This window comes from Sulfitobacter sp. SH22, from assembly GCF_965641905.1.
Taxonomy (GTDB): Bacteria; Pseudomonadota; Alphaproteobacteria; order Rhodobacterales; family Rhodobacteraceae; genus Sulfitobacter.
On record NZ_OZ282573.1, the window covers coordinates 2,772,691 to 2,790,942 of the forward strand.

20 protein-coding genes are annotated in these 18,252 nt (G+C 57.7%); 11 read left to right on the forward strand and 9 right to left on the reverse strand.

Translation table 11 applies throughout. The features are described from left to right. Positions 1-5: 5 nt before the first annotated feature. Both rsfS and ACSQ13_RS15650 read right to left on the reverse strand, forming a co-directional pair. Positions 6-383: a ribosome silencing factor gene (rsfS, locus tag ACSQ13_RS15645; protein WP_176251078.1), complete on the reverse strand. Its 378-nt coding sequence runs from the start codon at positions 381-383 to the stop codon at positions 6-8. Between the two features lie 156 nt (positions 384-539). Then, positions 540-1,130 carry an FAD-binding oxidoreductase gene (locus ACSQ13_RS15650; RefSeq protein ID WP_295510571.1) on the reverse strand — a complete coding sequence of 197 codons (591 nt, stop codon included), beginning with the start codon at positions 1,128-1,130 and terminating at the stop codon, positions 540-542. A gap of 452 nt (positions 1,131-1,582) precedes the next feature. Here ACSQ13_RS15650 and ACSQ13_RS15655 point away from each other — a divergent pair, with 452 nt between their 5' ends. Then, positions 1,583-2,044: a hypothetical protein gene (locus tag ACSQ13_RS15655; protein ID WP_295510574.1), complete on the forward strand. Its 462-nt coding sequence runs from the start codon at positions 1,583-1,585 to the stop codon at positions 2,042-2,044. A gap of 18 nt (positions 2,045-2,062) precedes the next feature. Here ACSQ13_RS15655 and ACSQ13_RS15660 read toward each other — a convergent pair whose 3' ends face one another. Then, positions 2,063-3,364: a mechanosensitive ion channel family protein gene (locus ACSQ13_RS15660; protein ID WP_435988123.1), complete on the reverse strand. Its 1,302-nt coding sequence runs from the start codon at positions 3,362-3,364 to the stop codon at positions 2,063-2,065. Positions 3,365-3,543: 179 nt separating this feature from the next. Between ACSQ13_RS15660 and ACSQ13_RS15665 the strand changes: the two genes are divergently transcribed. The 9 genes from ACSQ13_RS15665 (at position 3,544) to ACSQ13_RS15705 (ending at position 11,673) form a co-directional block, all read left to right on the forward strand. Further along, a complete protein-coding gene (locus ACSQ13_RS15665) occupies positions 3,544-3,642 on the forward strand; it encodes a hypothetical protein (RefSeq protein ID WP_037954076.1) in 99 nt (32 codons plus the stop codon). A 73-nt stretch (positions 3,643-3,715) separates the two neighbouring features. Further along, positions 3,716-5,122: a 3-isopropylmalate dehydratase large subunit gene (leuC, locus tag ACSQ13_RS15670; RefSeq protein ID WP_176251082.1), complete on the forward strand. Its 1,407-nt coding sequence runs from the start codon at positions 3,716-3,718 to the stop codon at positions 5,120-5,122. Positions 5,123-5,168: 46 nt separating this feature from the next. Further along, positions 5,169-5,582: a hypothetical protein gene (locus ACSQ13_RS15675; RefSeq protein ID WP_295510583.1), complete on the forward strand. Its 414-nt coding sequence runs from the start codon at positions 5,169-5,171 to the stop codon at positions 5,580-5,582. Then, positions 5,579-6,184, forward strand: a complete 606-nt coding sequence (gene leuD / locus ACSQ13_RS15680) for a 3-isopropylmalate dehydratase small subunit (RefSeq protein ID WP_176251084.1) — start codon at positions 5,579-5,581, stop codon at positions 6,182-6,184. Before ACSQ13_RS15675 ends, leuD begins: the two co-directional genes overlap by 4 nt. A gap of 293 nt (positions 6,185-6,477) precedes the next feature. Then, complete coding sequence (locus tag ACSQ13_RS15685; RefSeq protein ID WP_295510587.1) at positions 6,478-7,320, forward strand: hypothetical protein; 843 nt, start codon at positions 6,478-6,480, stop codon at positions 7,318-7,320. Positions 7,321-7,364: 44 nt separating this feature from the next. Further along, positions 7,365-8,297: an endonuclease/exonuclease/phosphatase family protein gene (locus tag ACSQ13_RS15690; RefSeq protein ID WP_435988254.1), complete on the forward strand. Its 933-nt coding sequence runs from the start codon at positions 7,365-7,367 to the stop codon at positions 8,295-8,297. A 65-nt stretch (positions 8,298-8,362) separates the two neighbouring features. Next, complete coding sequence (leuB, locus tag ACSQ13_RS15695) at positions 8,363-9,469, forward strand: 3-isopropylmalate dehydrogenase (RefSeq protein WP_176251086.1); 1,107 nt, start codon at positions 8,363-8,365, stop codon at positions 9,467-9,469. Positions 9,470-9,534: 65 nt separating this feature from the next. After that, positions 9,535-10,545, forward strand: a complete 1,011-nt coding sequence (locus tag ACSQ13_RS15700; RefSeq protein WP_176251087.1) for a DMT family transporter — start codon at positions 9,535-9,537, stop codon at positions 10,543-10,545. A gap of 36 nt (positions 10,546-10,581) precedes the next feature. Beyond that, positions 10,582-11,673, forward strand: coding sequence for a cupin domain-containing protein (locus ACSQ13_RS15705; protein WP_176251088.1), 1,092 nt, complete (start codon positions 10,582-10,584; stop codon positions 11,671-11,673). A gap of 10 nt (positions 11,674-11,683) precedes the next feature. Here the strand turns inward: ACSQ13_RS15705 and ACSQ13_RS15710 are convergent, their stop codons facing one another. Beyond that, positions 11,684-12,880 carry a glycosyltransferase family 61 protein gene (locus tag ACSQ13_RS15710; protein WP_295510594.1) on the reverse strand — a complete coding sequence of 399 codons (1,197 nt, stop codon included), beginning with the start codon at positions 12,878-12,880 and terminating at the stop codon, positions 11,684-11,686. 207 nt (positions 12,881-13,087) lie between these two features. Here ACSQ13_RS15710 and ACSQ13_RS15715 point away from each other — a divergent pair, with 207 nt between their 5' ends. After that, on the forward strand, positions 13,088-13,813 hold the full coding sequence (locus ACSQ13_RS15715; RefSeq protein ID WP_176251090.1) for an FkbM family methyltransferase: 726 nt from the start codon (positions 13,088-13,090) through the stop codon (positions 13,811-13,813). 27 nt (positions 13,814-13,840) lie between these two features. Here the strand turns inward: ACSQ13_RS15715 and ACSQ13_RS15720 are convergent, their stop codons facing one another. Genes ACSQ13_RS15720 through ACSQ13_RS15740 form a run of 5 tightly spaced genes read right to left on the reverse strand, consistent with a single transcriptional unit; the run spans position 13,841 to position 18,214 of the window. Next, positions 13,841-14,614, reverse strand: coding sequence for a LamB/YcsF family protein (locus ACSQ13_RS15720; protein ID WP_176251091.1), 774 nt, complete (start codon positions 14,612-14,614; stop codon positions 13,841-13,843). 1 nt (position 14,615) lies between these two features. Continuing rightward, positions 14,616-15,644: a biotin-dependent carboxyltransferase family protein gene (locus tag ACSQ13_RS15725; RefSeq protein ID WP_295510598.1), complete on the reverse strand. Its 1,029-nt coding sequence runs from the start codon at positions 15,642-15,644 to the stop codon at positions 14,616-14,618. Further along, entirely contained in the window at positions 15,641-16,378 is a 738-nt protein-coding gene (locus ACSQ13_RS15730) for a 5-oxoprolinase subunit B family protein (RefSeq protein ID WP_176251093.1), read from the reverse strand. The genes ACSQ13_RS15725 and ACSQ13_RS15730 overlap by 4 nt, the downstream gene beginning before the upstream one ends. Then, positions 16,375-17,685: a TRAP transporter large permease gene (locus ACSQ13_RS15735; protein ID WP_295510606.1), complete on the reverse strand. Its 1,311-nt coding sequence runs from the start codon at positions 17,683-17,685 to the stop codon at positions 16,375-16,377. Before ACSQ13_RS15735 ends, ACSQ13_RS15730 begins: the two co-directional genes overlap by 4 nt. A gap of 4 nt (positions 17,686-17,689) precedes the next feature. Beyond that, positions 17,690-18,214 carry a TRAP transporter small permease gene (locus ACSQ13_RS15740; RefSeq protein ID WP_176251095.1) on the reverse strand — a complete coding sequence of 175 codons (525 nt, stop codon included), beginning with the start codon at positions 18,212-18,214 and terminating at the stop codon, positions 17,690-17,692. Positions 18,215-18,252 lie beyond the last annotated feature (38 nt).

An 18,252-nucleotide genomic window follows, 5' to 3' on the forward strand; every position in this document is an offset into this window, starting at 1 on the left:
CGGGCTTAGTGTGGCATTACGGCTGGCGGTTCAGGTGTGTCTGTAGGCATCCACATCTTTTCCAGCTGATAGAATTCGCGCACTTCGGGGCGGAATACGTGAACAATCACGTCACCCGTATCGATCAAGACCCAGTCGCCTGTGTCTTTACCTTCGACGCGCGGCGTGCGGCCGTACTCGTCCTTGACCATCTGTGCCAGCTTTTCGGCAATCGACGTCACCTGACGCGAGGACCGGCCGGAACAAACAACCATATAGTCGCCGATAGCCGTCTTGCCGCGCAGATCAATCTGCACGATTTCTTCGGCTTTATCGTCGTCCAACTGGGATAGAATGGAAGCAAGCAAAGCATCGCTTGATGTTACATTTGCATCGACAGTCATCATAGCTGCCTGCGGCTGCGCAGTGGGAGCTGCGTTTGAGAGAGTAGACAGGACATTGTCCTCCTTTAGGCGCGCCGACAGTCCCCCGGCGCTGGGGATACCTTACGATATGCTCCCATGGGTCAAATTTCAATGACAAGCAAGGTGATCAGGCGCTTACCAGCCGTCTTCTGTGACAATGCTGCCTTGTTTCGCGCCAAGTTCTTTCAAGGCGTCACGCATTGCAACCACAAAACCGCCGGGCCCGCACAGGTAAAATTTCTGGTTAAAACCCTTTATTTCCGCCTCCAGAAAGGACTTATCGATCTGACCATTGTGCAATCCAGCGACTTCTTCATCCGTTACGATGAAAGTTGTCTTTAGGCCCTGCATTGCCTCCCATTGGCCGCGCAGGATGATGTCTTTTTCGGTTTTATTCGAAAATATCAGATGTGATCCCTCCATCCGGCCATCAAGGGCGCGCTTTTTTAGAATCGGGATGAATGGCGTGATGCCGGCACCGGCGGCCAGAAAAACACCCGGCCCCTGATCTTGGATCGCGCCAAAAGGACCGTCGATGGTCACTTCGGCACCCGGTTCCAGCAGGGACATCTGCTCTGTCACGCCATCATGGTCGGGGTATGTTTTGATCACGAATTCCAGATCGGAATCGGACGGCATCGACGTAAAGGTAAAGGGGCGGCCTTTGTCCTTCCAGCCGTCTTTCTGAACGGCAATCTCCGCGGCCTGTCCGGGCTCGAACGCCATCCCGTCGGGCCGGCTGAACACCTAGTGGTTGGTGTCGTGGGTCACTGCGGACTTTGACTTGAGGATACTTCTATCGGACATTTTGTTCTCCTTTGCGGGGAAAACGCATCGCGACAGGGCCGGGTTCCAACCACCCGCTGGTTCAGCTGCCCGCGTATCTGACAAACAGGTCGCGCCAGCCCTGATCCATAAGGGCGAAATTATTTTGAGTATCATTCTTGACACTTGCACCAACATTCTACGTAACGTCGCAAATCGCGACTTACTTACGTACTATAAAAAGCTTGCTTCGAATACCCGACGAAAAATCCCTATGAGATCAATGCAGATGGACGATATAACGTCATTTTTTTATAACGTCATTCTTTCTCTTCATTACGTCGCCTGTGACATAAAGTTAATTGGTTGCCGTGTAGTTTCCCGTCAAAAACCTTAAATTATTAGGAAAAAATATGACTATAGTAGAGCTTAATGTGGTTCTTCCAGCGCTTCTAGGGGGAGTAACAGGTTCAATACTTGGAATATCAGCTCAAATACTTAGTTTCAGGCATCGAAAATCGGTAGATCGCAAGAAATATGGACAGATGCGATTATTTTTAGCTAAGCATGTAAACCGCTCGATCGCCAGCCTTAAAGAACTAGATGAGAAATCAGATCGGTTCAAAATAAGAGGTCGACTTTCGATGTGCGCATTCGGGGACATTATTCAACCAACCGAATTAATAAAAGTCGTCGCTAGTGCAGGCGTGTTCGATACCTCTTCATTCACAATTGCATTTCACATTAGGAATAGCGATTTAATAATAAATGAACTCTTAAAAGAATTCGATACTTATGATAGTGACCCTCGCTTCATAATCCATGAGGCCATAACAAATATGCAGCATTTACTTAGGTCACTAGAGAGCAAATAGCAGTATAAACTCGTTGCGTTACCCTTCAAGCATCCTGACCTCGCGTTGCGGGAACGGGATCGAGATGTTGTTTTCCTTGAACGTGTCCCAAAGCGCCAGATAGACATTACCGCGAATGTTGGTCAGTCCGGCTGTCGGGTCCTTGATCCAGAACCGCAGGATATAATCCACGCTGCTGTCGCCAAATCCGACGATATGGCACACCGGCGCATTATTGGCCAACACGCGGTTGACGCCTTTGGCCGCTTCGATCGCCAGTTTGCGCACCAAATGAGGATCATCCCCATAAGCCGTGCCAAAATAGATATCGAGACGCACAAAATCGTTGGAATGCGACCAGTTCACCACCTGTCCGGTAATCAGGTCTTCGTTCGGGATCAGGTATTCCTTGCCATCCCGTGTCACAACCGACGCGTAACGCGCGCCCAAAGTCTGAATCCAACCAAAGGTTTCGCCAAGGCTGATCACATCGCCCGGTTTGATCGACTTGTCGATCAGGATGATGATCCCTGAAACAAGGTTCGACACGACCTTTTGCAGACCAAAACCAAGGCCCACACCAATCGCACCGGACAGCACCGCAAGCCCGGTCAGGTCAATGCCAACCGCCTTGACCCCCAGAAAGAACGCAATGCCGTAGAATGTCAGCTGGATCCCTTTGACTGCCAGCACCTGCATCGACGGGCTGATGTCTTCGTTCTTGCGAATGGTCGCGGCGGTCGTCTGGCTGACAATTCGCGCAATCGAGAAGAACAAACCAATCACCACAAGCGCAGTAATCACCGTAAGAAGGGACAACCTGAAATCTCCGACATGCAGCGCCAGCGAATCCAGAAATGCCGACACATCTTCGACAACGTTCAGGAAATATAGCGTCGCGTAAATCCACAGGCCCCATGTCACCAAGCGGCGCATCGGGCGGTTGCGGACCAGCCGCGCGGCAAAGGCAATACAGACCCAGACCAGCACCAATGTCGCGAAAATGCCGATCAGGTAAGACCGCGACGGCCATGTGATGTTCTGCATCACAAGATAGATCATGCCCGCAATGACGGCGAACCAGATCAGGCCAAGCCGCCGCTTGATCTGGACGACCATGCGCAACTGCCACTTGGACCAGCCCTCGTGGCTGCGGACCCATGATTGAATCCAGTTTCCCGACAGGTGGTGCAACGCCCAAGAGGCAAGGGCCACAACGATCAGAATTAGGATCTGGTATTGACGCCAGCCCGGATGGATCAGGCTTTCCGCTAGGCTCATGCCGCCCGCGATCAGCGCCTGAACGCTTTCGATAAAACTAACGTAAGGATCAGGGGTCATGGGTGGGCATCTCGCGGACAGGTATTTGAAACTTGGTCCAATGGTGGGACAATCAGCCTGATTGAGCAAGCAGTGATCCGCCCGCCCCATGGCCGGCTCGCCAATATGCCCGCATTTGCCCGCGATGTTCCTTGTCAGAATCCTTGCTTGCAGGGCCGAAAGGGTCTAATCAGCGCGATATGACACATGTTTCAGACGACTTGTTCAACATTTGCGACCGCGCCCGCTTGCGCGAACGCTTTTTCGGGGCGACCCACACCGTGCTGGCGCGACTATAACGCCTGCCTGCCTGCGCCCCTGCGCGCACCATCTGAACACCCCAACCACACTTAATATACGGGAGAGGACCACATGTCCCCCAAAACGCTCTATGATAAAATCTGGGATGCCCATGTCGCGCATGAAGCTGACGATGGCACCTGCCTGTTGTACATCGACCGCCATCTGGTGCACGAAGTAACCAGCCCGCAGGCCTTTGAAGGTTTGCGCATGACCGGCCGCACCGTGCGTCGCCCGGATCAGACAATCGCGGTACCCGATCACAACGTGCCCACCACGCTGGACCGCGCCAATGCGGCCACAATGACCGAAGACAGCCGCGTTCAGGTGGCTGCCCTGGATACCAACGCCAAGGAATTCGGCCTGCACTATTACCCTGTGTCCGACGTGCGTCAGGGCATCGTGCACATCGTCGGCCCCGAGCAGGGCTGGACCCTGCCCGGCATGACCGTTGTTTGCGGCGACAGCCACACAGCGACACATGGTGCGTTCGGGTCATTGGCCCACGGTATCGGCACATCCGAGGTTGAACATGTTCTGGCCACGCAAACGCTGATCCAGAAGAAATCGAAAAACATGAAGGTCGAGATCACCGGCAAGCTGCCGGCAGGTGTGACCGCCAAAGACATCACCATGACCGTAATTGGTGAAACCGGCACAGCCGGCGGCACCGGCTATGTCATCGAATATTGCGGCGAAGCAATCCGCGACCTGTCGATGGAAGGCCGCATGACTGTCTGCAACATGGCCATTGAAGGCGGCGCACGCGCTGGCCTGATCGCGCCGGATGAAAAGACATACGAATACTGCATGGGTCGCCCGCACGCCCCCAAAGGCGCACAATGGGAAGCCGCCCTTGCATGGTGGAAGACACTGTATTCCGATGACGACGCGCATTGGGACAAGGTGATCACCATCAAGGCCGAAGACATCGCGCCAGCGGTCACCTGGGGCACATCGCCCGAAGACGTGCTGCCGATCACAGCCAAAGTACCTGCTGCCTCCGACTTCAAGGGTGGCAAGGTTGATGCGGCGAAACGGTCCATCGAATATATGGGCCTGACCGAAGGCATGGCGCTGACCGACATCGAAATCGACACCGTGTTTATCGGGTCTTGCACCAACGGCCGGATCGAGGATTTGCGCGCAGCTGCCGCGATCCTGAAGGGCAAGAAGATCAAGGAAGGCATGCGTGCCATGATCGTTCCGGGCTCCGGCCTTGTACGCGCACAGGCCGAGGAAGAAGGCCTTGCCGACATCTTTAAGGAGGCCGGTTTTGAATGGCGTCTGGCCGGATGTTCCATGTGTCTGGCGATGAACCCGGACCAGTTGGCACCGGGCGAACGCTGCGCTGCAACGTCGAACCGCAACTTTGAGGGCCGTCAGGGCCGGGGCGGACGCACCCACCTGATGTCGCCCGCAATGGCTGCGGCTGCGGCGATTACCGGCAGACTGACCGATGTACGCGAGATGATGTAAGGCATTGGCAAGGGGTTCGCCCCTTGCCAGCCACAAAGGACATAGCATGCACAGACGCAGTTTTCTCTCCATGATCGGCGCGGCCAGCCTGACGCCACTGTTGCCAGCCATCGGTGCATCTGCACCGGCGGCGGCAATGGCGGGCAGCTATAACCGTTACCAGTATGGGCTGGCGGTATTCCACGCCCGCACCACACGCATTGGAGTGAACACTGCCGATCTGATGGCCAAGCTTCGGGTCAATCCGGCGCAGGCGCATGCGATGATGGGGGAAATGTCAGCCTCCGGCATCTTGACCCGCGGCGTTTCCGGCGCAGTCAGCGTGTCCTCAAATCGCATCACATCCAAACCTTATGTGCGCAAAGCGCTTCGTCAGATTATTGACGGCGTGTGTGACGCACCCGATGAACAGACCGCAGAAACACAGCCTGACGGTTCACAAACTGGAGTTCAGTCATGAACAAGTTTACCACCCTCAGCGGCATCGCCGCCCCCCTGCCCCTGATCAATATCGACACCGATATGATCATTCCAAAGCAGTTCCTGAAAACCATCAAACGGTCCGGCCTTGGCGTGAACCTGTTTGACGAAATGCGCTATGATGACGACCGCAACGAAATCCCCGATTTCGTGTTGAACAAGCCCCAGTACCGCGATGCACAGATTCTTGTTGCAGGCGATAACTTTGGCTGCGGGTCGTCGCGCGAACACGCGCCTTGGGCGATTGCCGATTTCGGGATCACCTGCGTGATCGCGCCCAGCTATGCCGATATTTTCTATAACAACTGCTTCAAGAACGGCATCCTGCCGATTGCCCTGCCGCAAGAGCAGGTCGATGTCTTGATGAAAGACGCTGAAAAAGGGGCCAACGCCCGTATCGAAGTTGATCTGGAAGCACAGACAATCACCAGCTCTGACGGCGAGGTTTTCAGCTTCGAGGTCGACAGCTTTAAAAAGCACTGCCTGATGAACGGTCTGGACGACATTGGTTTGACCATGGAAAAAGCCGCATCCATCGACAGCTTCGAAGCCAGCGCATCGCAAGCACGCCCTTGGGTCTAAGCTCGATTCTACCTGTGGTTATCCATTTTTGACAATGTAGTGGGCCCCTCCCAGTGGCCCACTACATCTTGTGTTTTGCCTTATTTTTACCCAACTAATGATGCAAGAACGCACCACCCTCTTCTTCAAAATGCCAGATATATTAAGTCATATTAACGAACAGACTTGAGAACTAAGGCGAAAGAAGGCACAAATTGGGCAAGAATGAGGCAGGCCTTTGGAACCGAAGGCAACAAGTTGGAACAAGCACGCGGCATCGTATCGCGGCTGGCCAGTCTTGGAAGGGTAGTTTAGTGATTGCACGTATATCAGGCGCGGGAGCGCGTGGCATCCTTGTGGCGTTGTTAGTCGCCACACCAGCCTTGATGCTGCCGGATATCATAACCGATTCCAGCCAGATCACCATGTTGGTGGCGCTGCTGGCCTATTTCCTCACCTTCGTCGAATATAACTCCAATTACCCCAGCATAGTGGAGTTCCGCGACGCGCCGCCGTTTAACCGGCTTCGTTTTGCATCCCTGTTTGCAACCGTGATTGTGCTCACGCTGATTTTGCAGGACAAAGCACACCCCTCGGTAACCTCAAGCGCATTGACCTCCATCGGGACAATCATTGGCAACGCGATGGACTTTCCGTTTTCGCCAGTGCGCATGATCGTGCTGATGCTGCCGGAAAATTCAAGCTATGAACTGGTCAACTCGGTTCGGGTGTCGGCAGGAATGGCTTATCTGATCTCGCTCATGTCGATGGCCGCGTTCCTTGTGCTGGTACGGATCATGAACTGGCCGGCCCGCAAGGGCGCGTTTAACGTCTGGGTGAACCTGCCCTTGTTTGATCCGACCGCCGGTGGCGATGTTATCCACCGTCTGCATCGCGATGCGCGGATCAATATCGTGCTGGGTTTCCTGCTGCCCTTCCTGATCCCTGCAGTAGTCAAGGCAGCCGCCGATCTGATAGACCCGATTACATTGCAGAACCCGCAAACCCAGATTTGGACAGTCGCCGCATGGGCCTTTCTTCCTGCCAGTATCATTATGCGCGGCATTGCCATGGGCAAGATCGCGGACATGATCGAGCAAAAGCGCCGCCGCGCCTATGCTGCGGAGGCAGACGAAAAAGGAATGCAGCTCGCCTGATTGCAGGGCTGCTGGTCCTGCCCGCAGCCTTACCGGCCGAGCCGATCCGCATCGCCACCTACAACACCGAACTTTCCCGAGACGGCCCCGGCCTGTTGCTGCGTGATATACTGAAAGGCGATGATCCGCAGATCACCGCCGTCGTGCAGACGATTATCGAGTCGTCCCCCGATGTGTTGATCGTTCAGGGGTTTGACTATGATCTGCAAGGGACAGCGCTGGCTGCATTTGCCGAGCTGATTGCCCGCGATGGTCCCGATTATGCCACCCGGTTCGCACTGCCCCCGAATGCGGGGCTGAAAACAAACTTGGATATGGATGGCGACGGCAAGACCGGCGGGCCGCGCGATGCGCAGGGCTTTGGCCGGTTTTTCGGCGATGGTGCCATGGCGATCCTGTCGCGCTACCCTGTCGTGAAAAATCAGGTTCAGGATTATTCCGCCCTTTTGTGGCGCGATCTGCCCGCAGCATCTTTGCCCGTGACAAAATCAGGCCCCTTTCCATCGGATGCCGCGCAGGACATCCAACGTCTGTCTTCCCATGGGCACTGGGTTGTGCCCGTTGAAACGCCCACGCTTGGGGCTGTCACACTGATGACATCCCACGCCACGCCGCCGGTCTTTGATGGCCCCGAAGACCGCAACGGCCTGCGAAATCTTGATGAGATCGTGTTTTGGGATCACTTCCTTGCTGGTGCCTTCGCCGCGCCACCGGTTGAAAAATTCGTGCTGCTTGGGGATATGAACAATGACCCCGACAAGGGCGAAGGATTGAAACCGGCGATCCGAAGATTGCTGGACCACCCCCGCCTTCGCGATCCCCTGAAAGGTCAGCCGACCGCAACATTCGACGGGCTTGGCGATATGCGCGTCGATTATGTGCTGCCCTCAACCGACTGGCGCGTCGTGGCATCAGGCATGGTCCGGACCCCCGCAGCCAGCCGCCACAGCCTGATCTGGGTCGATCTCGACCGTTAGCCGTTCTTGACGCCCCAAGCTGCCCGCGCTACGCCGCTTGCAACATATTTTTCAGGAGTTTTCCAATGGCCAACCCAACATTGCTTATCCTCGCCGGTGACGGCATCGGCCCCGAGGTCATGGACCAAGTTGTCCGTATCATTGACTGGTATGGCGAAAAACGTGATCTGGCGTTTGATGTCGAACATGATCTGGTCGGCGGTGCCGCCTATGACAAGCACGGCACCCCCCTGCATGACGACACGATGGCCAAGGCACTGGCGGCAGATGCCGTATTGCTGGGTGCCGTGGGCGGGCCAAAATACGATGTGCTGGATTTCAGCGTAAAGCCCGAACGCGGCTTGCTGCGTCTGCGCAAGGAAATGGACCTGTTTTCCAACCTGCGTCCAGCGCAGTGCTTTGACGCCCTGGCGGATTTCTCGTCGCTGAAAAAAGACATCGTCGCAGGTCTGGACATCATGATCGTGCGCGAACTGACGTCGGGCGTCTATTTCGGCGAACCACGCGGTATTTTCGAAGAAGGCAACGAGCGGGTCGGCATCAACACCCAGCGCTACACCGAATCCGAGATTGACCGCGTCGCGCGGTCGGCGTTCGAACTGGCCCGCCGCCGTGGTAACAAGGTCTGTTCGATGGAAAAAGCCAACGTGATGGAATCGGGCATCCTGTGGCGTGAAGTCGTGCAAAAAGTACATGACGAAGATTACCCGGATGTCGAACTGACCCACATGTACGCCGATAACGGCGCGATGCAGCTGGTCCGCGCGCCCAAGCAGTTTGACGTGATTGTCACCGACAACCTGTTCGGCGACATCCTGTCTGACTGTGCCGCGATGCTGACCGGTAGCCTTGGCATGTTGCCATCCGCGTCTTTGGGTGCCCCCAATGCCGATGGTCGCCCCAAGGCGCTGTACGAACCCGTACACGGCTCTGCCCCCGATATCGCGGGCCAGGGCAAGGCGAACCCGATCGCGTGCATCCTGAGCTTTGCAATGGCGCTGCGCTATTCCTTTGATCAGGGCGACGAGGCGACACGCCTTGAGCAAGCCGTTGAAAAGGTGCTGGCCGATGGTGCACGCACAGCCGATCTGATGGGACCAGAGGACGGCACGCCGATCTCGACCACACAAATGGGCGATGCGATTCTGGCCGCACTCGACGCCAGCCTCTAAACCTTGACCGCCCCGACCTGAAAACGGGTCGGGGTGGCACCGCCCCCAAAGACCAGGCAGACGGTATGAACCAGACAAACAACGTTGCTGAACCGTCTGTCGCACTTGGGTCCACCTTGCGCGGGATGGTGACTGGACTGGTTGCCTTTGGCGTCTATGCGACCCATGACGCCGCGATCAAACAGCTTGGGGAAAAATATTCTCCGGTGCAGATCGTTTTCTTTGTCGTCCTGCTCAGCTTTCCTGTCGTGACGCTGATGCTGATCAGTGACAAGACCGCCGCGAATTTGCGGCCGAGATCGCCGTTTCTGGCACTGGTGCGCACGGTTGCGGTTGTGGTCGGCGGCTTCAGCGCCTTCTACGCTTTTTCCGTCCTGCCCCTGGCCGAAACCTATGCGATCCTGTTTGCCGCCCCGATCCTGATCACGATCCTGTCCGTTCCCATTCTGGGCGAAGTCGTGCGCGCGCACCGTTGGGTGGCCGTGGTGGTCGGCATGTTGGGCGTGCTGGTCGTGCTGCGCCCCGGCACGGCTGATCTGGGGCTTGGCCATCTGGCCGCGTTCATCTCTGCCTTTGGCACCGCACTCACCGCCGTCGTGATGCGCAAGATCGGCGGCCAGGAACGCCGCGAGGTGTTGTTGCTTTATCCGCTGATGGCGAATTTTGTGGTGATGCTGTGCCTTCTGCCCTTCGTCTATGTCCCCATGCCGATTGAGGATTTGGGGCTGGTGCTGGCCGTATCTGTGCTGGCGGTCCTTGCGATGACCCTGATGATCCGCGCCTATACCCTTGCCGATGCTGCGCTGGTGGCCCCGATGCAATACAGCCAGATCATCTGGGCAGCGCTGTTCGGCTGGCTGTTCTTTGACGAAACAACCGACCTGATGACATTTCTGGGCGCGGGCATCATCATTACCAGCGGCATCTACATCGTCGTGCGTGAAACCGGCGGTGCCGTATCGCTGAACAAACCGGTGCTGCGCGCGCTAAGCCGCCGGCCCGAAATGGGCGGCCTGCCCCGTATCAGTGTGGCAAGCCCCGAGACACAACAGACCGTTGAGGATGCCAGCGATTAGTGCCAGTGTCGCCGAAAACCACAGCGGAAGCCTGACATGACACACCCGATCCAAGCCGAAGTTTTGCTGCCCACAAAAGAGCTGCGCGATGACCTGCCGTTCTTTACCAAAACGCTTGGCCTGCGGTTGGACAGTATCTTTCCCGCCGATGACCCGTCTGTGGCCAGCTTCTCCGGTCACGGCCTGCGCATCCGGATCGAAAAAGGCGCAGATGTGCCGCCCGGTAAAATCCGCATCCTGACCGATGATCCCGACAGCTTTGCCGGTGGTGCCCGCGCGCTGGTGGCCCCAAACGGTACGCAGATTGAAATCGCCCCGCTGTCGCCAACGGTTGACCAACCACAAACACAGCATGAATTCGCCGTGCGCCGCCTGCGCGACGAGGCCCCTTGGGTCATTGGCCGCGCAGGAATGCATTATCGCGATCTGATCCCTTCGCGGCTTGGCGGGTCGATCATCGCCAGCCATATCCGCATCCCAGATGGCGGCCCCGTGCCGGACATGGTGCATTACCACACGGTCGGGTTTCAGCTGATCTTTTGCTACCGCGGTTGGGTCGATGTCCTGTACGAGGATCAAGGCGACATGATCCGCCTGCATGCAGGCGATTGCGTGACCCAGCCCCCCGGCATCCGGCACCGCGTGGTCGAAGCATCGCCCAACATCGAAGTGATCGAAATCGGTGTGCCTGCCGAACATGTGACCACCATCGACCACGAGATGACGCTGCCCAACGGCACAGGCGACCCCATGCGCGAATGGGACGGCCAGCGTTTTGTGCATCACCTGAAAGACGGCGCAGTTTGGCAGCCGTTCCGCATCCCCGGCTTTACCGCGCGCGACACAGGCATCAGCGACGGCACCAAAGGCGTGGCAGGTATTCAGGTCGTGCGCGTTGACGGGCAAACCCCGCCGCCCAGCAAACACGACGCCGACATCCATTTCACCTTTGTCATGGAAGGGTCGATGACCCTCACCGCCGAAGGCCAAGACCCCCGCGATTTGCAACCCGGTGACGCCTTTGTCATCCCGCCGGGGATGGTCGCGCAATACACCGACTGCTCGCCCGACCTTGAACTGCTCGAGGCCGGATTGCGCGGTGATTTCAACACAACTGTACTGGATTAAGCGGCCCGCCCTAGCGCCAGAAGACCTGCGGGCTTTCGCCATTCGCCAAAAGCGGCACATCCGCCAGCGATTGCCCGTCGCCGCGCACTTGGTGCATGTCACAGCCCATCGACGCCCCAAAGCGTTTCAGGTCGGCCTCGAGCGCTGTTTTGTCCAGCGCCTGCCATGGTCCTGCATCGTCAATCATGCCGTGTTTCAACAGCACCTGCGCCATCGCGGCAAAATCCACCTCGGCCGACATCATCAGGGCGGCACGGCGCACACCAGCCGGTGCCCAGTAGGACAGGCAGTGATCCAGCGGAATACCGGTGCCTGCCTGAAACCAGCGTGTCTGATCCAGCATATACCGGTATTCGATTGATTTACGCCGCTTGATGATCGCCACATTGGTATCAGCCCCGCAGACATAGTTCACCAGATGAAAGGGCGATCCGTCGGGCCCGATGATATGGCGCGCCGATCTGTAGTGCCGCACCTGATCGGCAAGGCTGTGGTTTTGCGGATGAAAGACCAGATAGCCCTCGGCCTCCAGCAATCCTTCCAGCGCGGTTTCCCCAAGAATGCTGCGCCGCTTTTCGATAAATTCCGACCGCGAGATATAGATTTTGTCATGTCCTGTCGGCGCAAGATCATCCCGGACATGCCCGCGAAGATACGCACGGTATTCCGGCGACGACATCATATCGGTTTTGATACCGCTGCCCTGGGGCGGGATAATCAACTTATCCACCTGATAGAACTGATCCACAATTTTCCAGTTGAACCGCGTATCGAAAATGGAAAACAGATCGTCAAAGCTGCTTTCCACCATGTCTTGATAGGTGGTGTAGGCCGGAAAAAACAACACGCCCTCGATCTTTTCGTCGATATGATCCAAGGCCCAGACACGGGCCATCGTCTCGCTAAAGAAATGACCGAACTGCGGGTTGTACACCCCGCCAAACAGCCAAGTCCCCGCGAGATGCGTGATCCGGTTGGGTCGGGGAAACCCGGCCTCGACCGTGGCGGGCTGCCCTTCGGAATGCCAGCAAATCGCTTGCGGCACTTCGGCTTGCTGCGCGTCGTACACGCTTGCCTTGATCCGCCACCCTTCGGTTCTGGGACGATGAACAAGCACGGCACCGTCAACGGAGATGATCCCATCGACCAACGGCACGCCCGGATCAATTGCAAAGCCAGCAGCCCCAGCCGTCGAAGATATATTCATGGTGTTAACATCCTGCCTTGGCCGCTGTTCAGCGCCACATTAGCAGTTGATACGCGCTTCAAACAGGGCTGCGTGGCAATTCAAGGCGCTGCTGAAAGCCACAGGTTTCACATCTGACCAGATCAAGCTTGCGAACATGGGCCCGCCCACTGCAATATGCGCCCAAGATAGTGGGAAACCCAAATAAAACACCACAGGGACGAATTGATGGCAGGCACAAAAAAAGCAACAGCAGCACCCGATGTGCGCGCGACCCTTCATAACGTTGAAATTCTGGGCGGCAGACATCTCAAGCGGCGCATCCTTGAAACCATGATCGACGGATCCTTTGAAAAGCCCGAGATCGACGCAGGTCTGGGCTGCATCAAACCGGGCGACCGGGTGATCGAGATGGGCGCAGGGTCTGGCACCGTGGGCGCGATCCTGACCAAGAACATCCCCGATGTGCAAATCATGTCGTTCGAGGCAAACCCGAACCTGTTGCCCGCCATCAACGAATTATACGCCCATAACGGTCTGACCGACCGCAACACGGTTCAGAACAAAGCCGTTGTCGCGGGCAAGGACGCGCCCAAGACGATTGATTTCTTTGTGCGCAAGAATTTCCTTGGCTCGCGGGTTTTCGCTGAAAACAACGAACCCGATGTCGAAGAGGTCAAAGTCAAAACCATCCAGTACGAAAAACTGCGCAAGGATTTTCGCCACAATGTCCTGATGATGGATATCGAAGGGGCCGAACTGGATTTCCTGCGCGGGGCCGATCTATCCGATGTGGATCTGGTGATTATCGAACTGCACCGCAAAGTGTACCACCGCCCCGGCATGCAGGAATGCAAACGCGCCTTTGCGGACCAAGGGTTCATTCTGGACGAAGCCCATTCAAAGCGCAGTGTGTTCACCTATAAAAAGCAAAACCGGATCGACGCGGAATAGGCACCGATCCGGCGGCAGACGCTTGGGCTAGGCCCCCACCCGACCTTCAAAACATTTCAACGCGATGCCGGCCTTTTGCAGTGCCGATTTGACCGAACGCGCGATATCAACCGCTTCGGGGGTGTCGCCGTGCAGGCAGATCGTGTCGATGGCAGCGGGGATGTGTTTGCCGCTTTCGGTGATGATTGCGCCCGCCTGAACCATTTTTACCATCCGGTCACCGGCAAGGGCCGCATCATGGATCACGGCACCGGGCTTTGACCGGTCCACCAGCGTGGCGTTGTCGTTATAGGCGCGATCGGCAAAGATCTCTCCGGCCCATTTACAGCCCAGTGACTGCGCGGCGTCCTGTTGCGCCGTTGCAGACAACACCATGATGATCAGATCGGGGGCAACGCTCAGCGCCGCCTCATAGAGATCACGGGCAAGGGTTTCATCCTCGGACGCCATATTGGCCAGCGCGCCGTGCAGTTTCAGGTGGCGCACCTGCGCCCCGATACTGCGCGCCATGCCAACGCTTGCGGCGACCTGATAGCGGACCTGATTTTGCAAAGTGCCACGCGGCACCGACATGCGGTTGCGGCCAAAGCCTGCGATGTCCATGAATCCCGGATGCGCGCCAATGCCGACGCCGTTTTCATGCGCCATCTTCATCGTGGCCGCCATCACATCAGCGTCGCCCGCATGGCCGCCACAGGCAATATTGGCCGAGCTGATGATTTTCAGCAAAGCCGCGTCATCGCCCATTGTCCACGGGCCAAAGCTTTCGCCCATATCGGCGTTCAGATCGACGGTGGTCATGTCATGTGTCCTTTTCAAACGGGTTGTCCGTGGCCGAGGTCATCCCCCCGACCAGTTGGTAGGAAAGCAGGTTCTTGATGGTTGCAGGGTCACGGATCAGCGCGGTCAACTGCCCCGGCAACGCCTTGATGTCGCGGCGGTGCTGGGTTTCTAGCAAGATGGCCTGTTCAAGCGTGACGAATTCGAACGTGATCTTGGTGCCTGCCGGTGCTTGCGCCACGCGCGGCAGATCGCGGGGGATCACGGTGCCGATGCGGGGATAACCGCCCGTGGTTTGCGATTCACCCATCAGCACAAAAGGCGCGCCATCGCCGGTGATCTGGATATCGCCCGGCACGATGACTTCGGACAGGATGGTCAGCCCGCCTTCGGCATGAAAGCCTGCGCCGTCGTGATCCATGCGCACGCCCATGCGGTTGGCACGCGGGTCGCGGGCGAATTGCGTCGCGGTAAAGCGGTCGCGTTCCTCGGCCGTGAAACGGTCGGTTTGCATGCTGGCGACAACACGCACGACGCCGCCATCAAAGCGCGTGTCGCGCGGCAGTTGCATGCCCGTGCCACGGCCCTTGTCAGCGCCAACCGGCAAGCGTTCGCCGGATTTGAGCGCTGCCCCCAGACCGGCGCTTAGATGGCTGGCACGCGCGCCCAACAAGGGCTCTGTCGTGATGCCGCCGCCGATGTGCAGATAGCCGTAGGTGCCGGTTGTCGCCCCGCCAATGGTCAGCCTGGCCCCGGCGGGCAGCAGGTGGCTGGCGTTCCAGACGATGGCTTCGCCGTCGATATTGGCGGCCATGCTGGCCCCGGTGAGGGCAATGCGAATATCGGCGTCAGCGGTAAAGGTGCCACCGGTGCCTGTCATCTCGATCGCGGCCAGATCGGGGGACTGGCCCAGCAATGCCGCGCCTTCGTAAAGCGCCACCAGATCGGCAGCACCGCCCTTGGTCAGCCCTTGGGCCAACCAGCCCGCGCGGCCACGGTCCTGAATCGTCAACGCCGGGCCGGCCTGCACAATGGTAAGGGTTGTGGTCATGACAGCACCTCGGTCTCTGCACCGCCCGCACCGGATGTGTCGGTGGCCACGATCGTGTCAAACGCACTGCGCGAAACGGATGGAAAACACAGCTCGTCCCCCGGAGACAGCGAAAACGGGCTATCGCTGTGCGGCCGGAATGTCTTGAACGCGGTCTGGCCGATGTGCCGCCATCCGGTGGGTGAGGCGTTGGTAAAGATGATCAACTGGCGGATCGCAACGATCAAGGCCCCCGCTGGCACCGATTTCGTCAACGCCTGCTGGCGCGGGATATCCCAGTTCTCCGGCAGCTCGCCCATATAGGGCTGTCCGGGGGCAAAACCGATGGTCAGCACGCGCACCCGCGCCTGTGAAAGCTGCGAAATCGCGGCATCGGGATCAAGCCCGGCCAGTCCGGCGGCTTCCTCAAGCTGGGGGGCCAGATCGGTGCCATACACCGTCGGGATGTGCCACAGCGTGCGGCCCGAAGGCAAAGGGGCTGTGTACCAGTCTTGGGTGTCCAGAAGATCATGCAGCCGTGTTAGCATCGCGTCCAATGGCTGGGTCACCAGATCGACCTGCAAAAAGGTCGACACCAGCGATGTGCTTGTCTCGGACACTTCGGGCCAATCCGCAGCGTCGATGGCGGCGCGAAACGACAAGGCGGCGCGATTTGCGGGCTCTGACATGGTGTCGGCAAAGCTGATCAGAATACCGTTAAGGCCGACAGTCTGTATCTTGGGGAACTGGTTCATGACGGGCCTTGTCTGATATTGTCTGGCAACCATGTGGCAATATCAGGGAAAAAGATCAACACGAACACCATCACCACCATAATCGCGAACATCGGCAATGCAGCCTTGGTGATATAGCCCATTTCGTGATCGGTCATGCCTTGTAGCACGAACAGGTTGAACCCGATGGGCGGGGTGATTTGTGCCATCTCGACGACAACCACGACGAAGATGCCGAACCAGATCAGGTCGATCCCTGCATCGCGCACCATGGGTTCGACCACGGCCATTGTCAGCACAACCGACGAAATCCCGTCCAGAAACATGCCCAGCACGATATAGAACACCAGCAGAGCCATCAGCAGTTCGAACCGCGACAGTTCCCAGGATGCGATGCCGTCGGCCAAGGCGCGCGGCAAGCCGGTAAACCCCATCGACAGCTTCAGAAACGCGGCCCCCGCGAGGATCAGCGCGATCATCGCCGAGGTACGCATCGCGCCCATCAGGCTTTGCTGGAAACTTTCCCAATTCAGCGACCCTTGCAAAAGCGCCAGCATCAGCGCGCCGATCACACCAATCGCGGCGGCTTCGGTCGCGGTGGCGAAACCCAGATACATCGACCCGATCACAACCGAGATCAGCGCAAATACCGGCAGCAAGAACCGCGAATTGCGCAGCTTGTCGGCGAAACTCATGTCGCGTTCAACCGTGGGGTTCCAGTCTTTGGAGGTGAGCGAGACAAACGCCACATAGGCCATGAACATCACCGCCAGAAACAGGCCGGGCAACACGCCCGCAAAGAACAGTTTGGTGATGCTTTCGTTGACGGTCACGCCATAGACGATCAGCGCCAGCGATGGCGGAATCATCAGGCCAAGGGTGGCGGCACCGGCCAGCGTGCCGATGATCATCTTTTCAGGGTAATTCCGCGCCCGCAGTTCGGGGATCGACATCTTGCCCACGGTGGTCAGTGTCGCGGCAGAAGATCCGGACACAGCCGCAAAGACGGTGCAGCCGACGATATTGGTATGGACCAGCCCGCCCGGCAGTTTGGCCAGCCAGGGCGACAGGCCTTTGAACATGTCCTCCGACAGGCGGGTTCTGAACAATATCTCGCCCATCCAGATGAAAAGCGGCAGGGCGGTCAGGGTCCATGAACTGGAACTGGCCCAGATCGTCGTGACCATCGCGTCGCCGACGGGGCGGGTGGTGAACAGCTCCATCCCGACCCAGGCAACCCCCATCAGGGCAAGGCCGACCCAGACGCCGGTGCCAAGCAGGAAGAAAAGAACGACGAGAAAGAGGACGATTGCGTAAAGTTCAGTCATCGCATCATTCCCCAAAACTTTGATCGACAAGATCGCGGGTCAGGCGGTGTTCGCCTTTTACGATCAGGTTCAGCAGATTGTCGGTCAGGGCAATGGCAAGGATCGCCCCCCCGATCACCATCACCGATTGCGGAATCCACAAGGCAGTGGCGTCTTGGGCCTGACTGACCTCGTTGAATTTCCACGACCAGTAGACGAACCAATAGGCGTAATAGGTGAAATACCACGCAATCGCCGCAGCCAGTCCGAAACACCAGATATCCAGCAGCCGTTTGGGGCCGTCAGGCAACGCGTTCAGCAAGATCGACACACGGATATGCGACCCGCGGTTCAGCGCATTGGCAAAGGCCAGAAAACTGGCACCGGCCATGGCATAGCCAGCATAGCTTGCGGCACCGGGGAAAACTTCGCCGGTCCAGCGGGCAACCATTTGCACCACGATCAGCAACAGGATCGCGACCAGACAGATGGCAGCCAAAGCCCCGGAACCGAGGTAGAGGGCATCAAGCGATTTGCGCAGGGTTTTCATGTGGAAATCTCCGTTCGGCAAAATAGAAAGGCGGCCCG

Coding starts and splice junctions, on each gene's coding strand:
- rsfS (WP_176251078.1), bottom strand. CDS start 383: ATGACTGTCGATGCAAATGTAACATCAAGCGATGCTTTGCTTGCTTCC.
- ACSQ13_RS15650 (WP_295510571.1), bottom strand. CDS start 1,130: ATGGCGTTCGAGCCCGGACAGGCCGCGGAGATTGCCGTTCAGAAAGAC.
- ACSQ13_RS15655 (WP_295510574.1), top strand. CDS start 1,583: ATGACTATAGTAGAGCTTAATGTGGTTCTTCCAGCGCTTCTAGGGGGA.
- ACSQ13_RS15660 (WP_435988123.1), bottom strand. CDS start 3,364: ATGACCCCTGATCCTTACGTTAGTTTTATCGAAAGCGTTCAGGCGCTG.
- ACSQ13_RS15665 (WP_037954076.1), top strand. CDS start 3,544: ATGACACATGTTTCAGACGACTTGTTCAACATTTGCGACCGCGCCCGC.
- leuC (WP_176251082.1), top strand. CDS start 3,716: ATGTCCCCCAAAACGCTCTATGATAAAATCTGGGATGCCCATGTCGCG.
- ACSQ13_RS15675 (WP_295510583.1), top strand. CDS start 5,169: ATGCACAGACGCAGTTTTCTCTCCATGATCGGCGCGGCCAGCCTGACG.
- leuD (WP_176251084.1), top strand. CDS start 5,579: ATGAACAAGTTTACCACCCTCAGCGGCATCGCCGCCCCCCTGCCCCTG.
- leuB (WP_176251086.1), top strand. CDS start 8,363: ATGGCCAACCCAACATTGCTTATCCTCGCCGGTGACGGCATCGGCCCC.
- ACSQ13_RS15700 (WP_176251087.1), top strand. CDS start 9,535: ATGAACCAGACAAACAACGTTGCTGAACCGTCTGTCGCACTTGGGTCC.
- ACSQ13_RS15705 (WP_176251088.1), top strand. CDS start 10,582: ATGACACACCCGATCCAAGCCGAAGTTTTGCTGCCCACAAAAGAGCTG.
- ACSQ13_RS15710 (WP_295510594.1), bottom strand. CDS start 12,880: ATGAATATATCTTCGACGGCTGGGGCTGCTGGCTTTGCAATTGATCCG.
- ACSQ13_RS15715 (WP_176251090.1), top strand. CDS start 13,088: ATGGCAGGCACAAAAAAAGCAACAGCAGCACCCGATGTGCGCGCGACC.
- ACSQ13_RS15720 (WP_176251091.1), bottom strand. CDS start 14,614: ATGACCACCGTCGATCTGAACGCCGATATGGGCGAAAGCTTTGGCCCG.
- ACSQ13_RS15725 (WP_295510598.1), bottom strand. CDS start 15,644: ATGACCACAACCCTTACCATTGTGCAGGCCGGCCCGGCGTTGACGATT.
- ACSQ13_RS15730 (WP_176251093.1), bottom strand. CDS start 16,378: ATGAACCAGTTCCCCAAGATACAGACTGTCGGCCTTAACGGTATTCTG.
- ACSQ13_RS15735 (WP_295510606.1), bottom strand. CDS start 17,685: ATGACTGAACTTTACGCAATCGTCCTCTTTCTCGTCGTTCTTTTCTTC.
- ACSQ13_RS15740 (WP_176251095.1), bottom strand. CDS start 18,214: ATGAAAACCCTGCGCAAATCGCTTGATGCCCTCTACCTCGGTTCCGGG.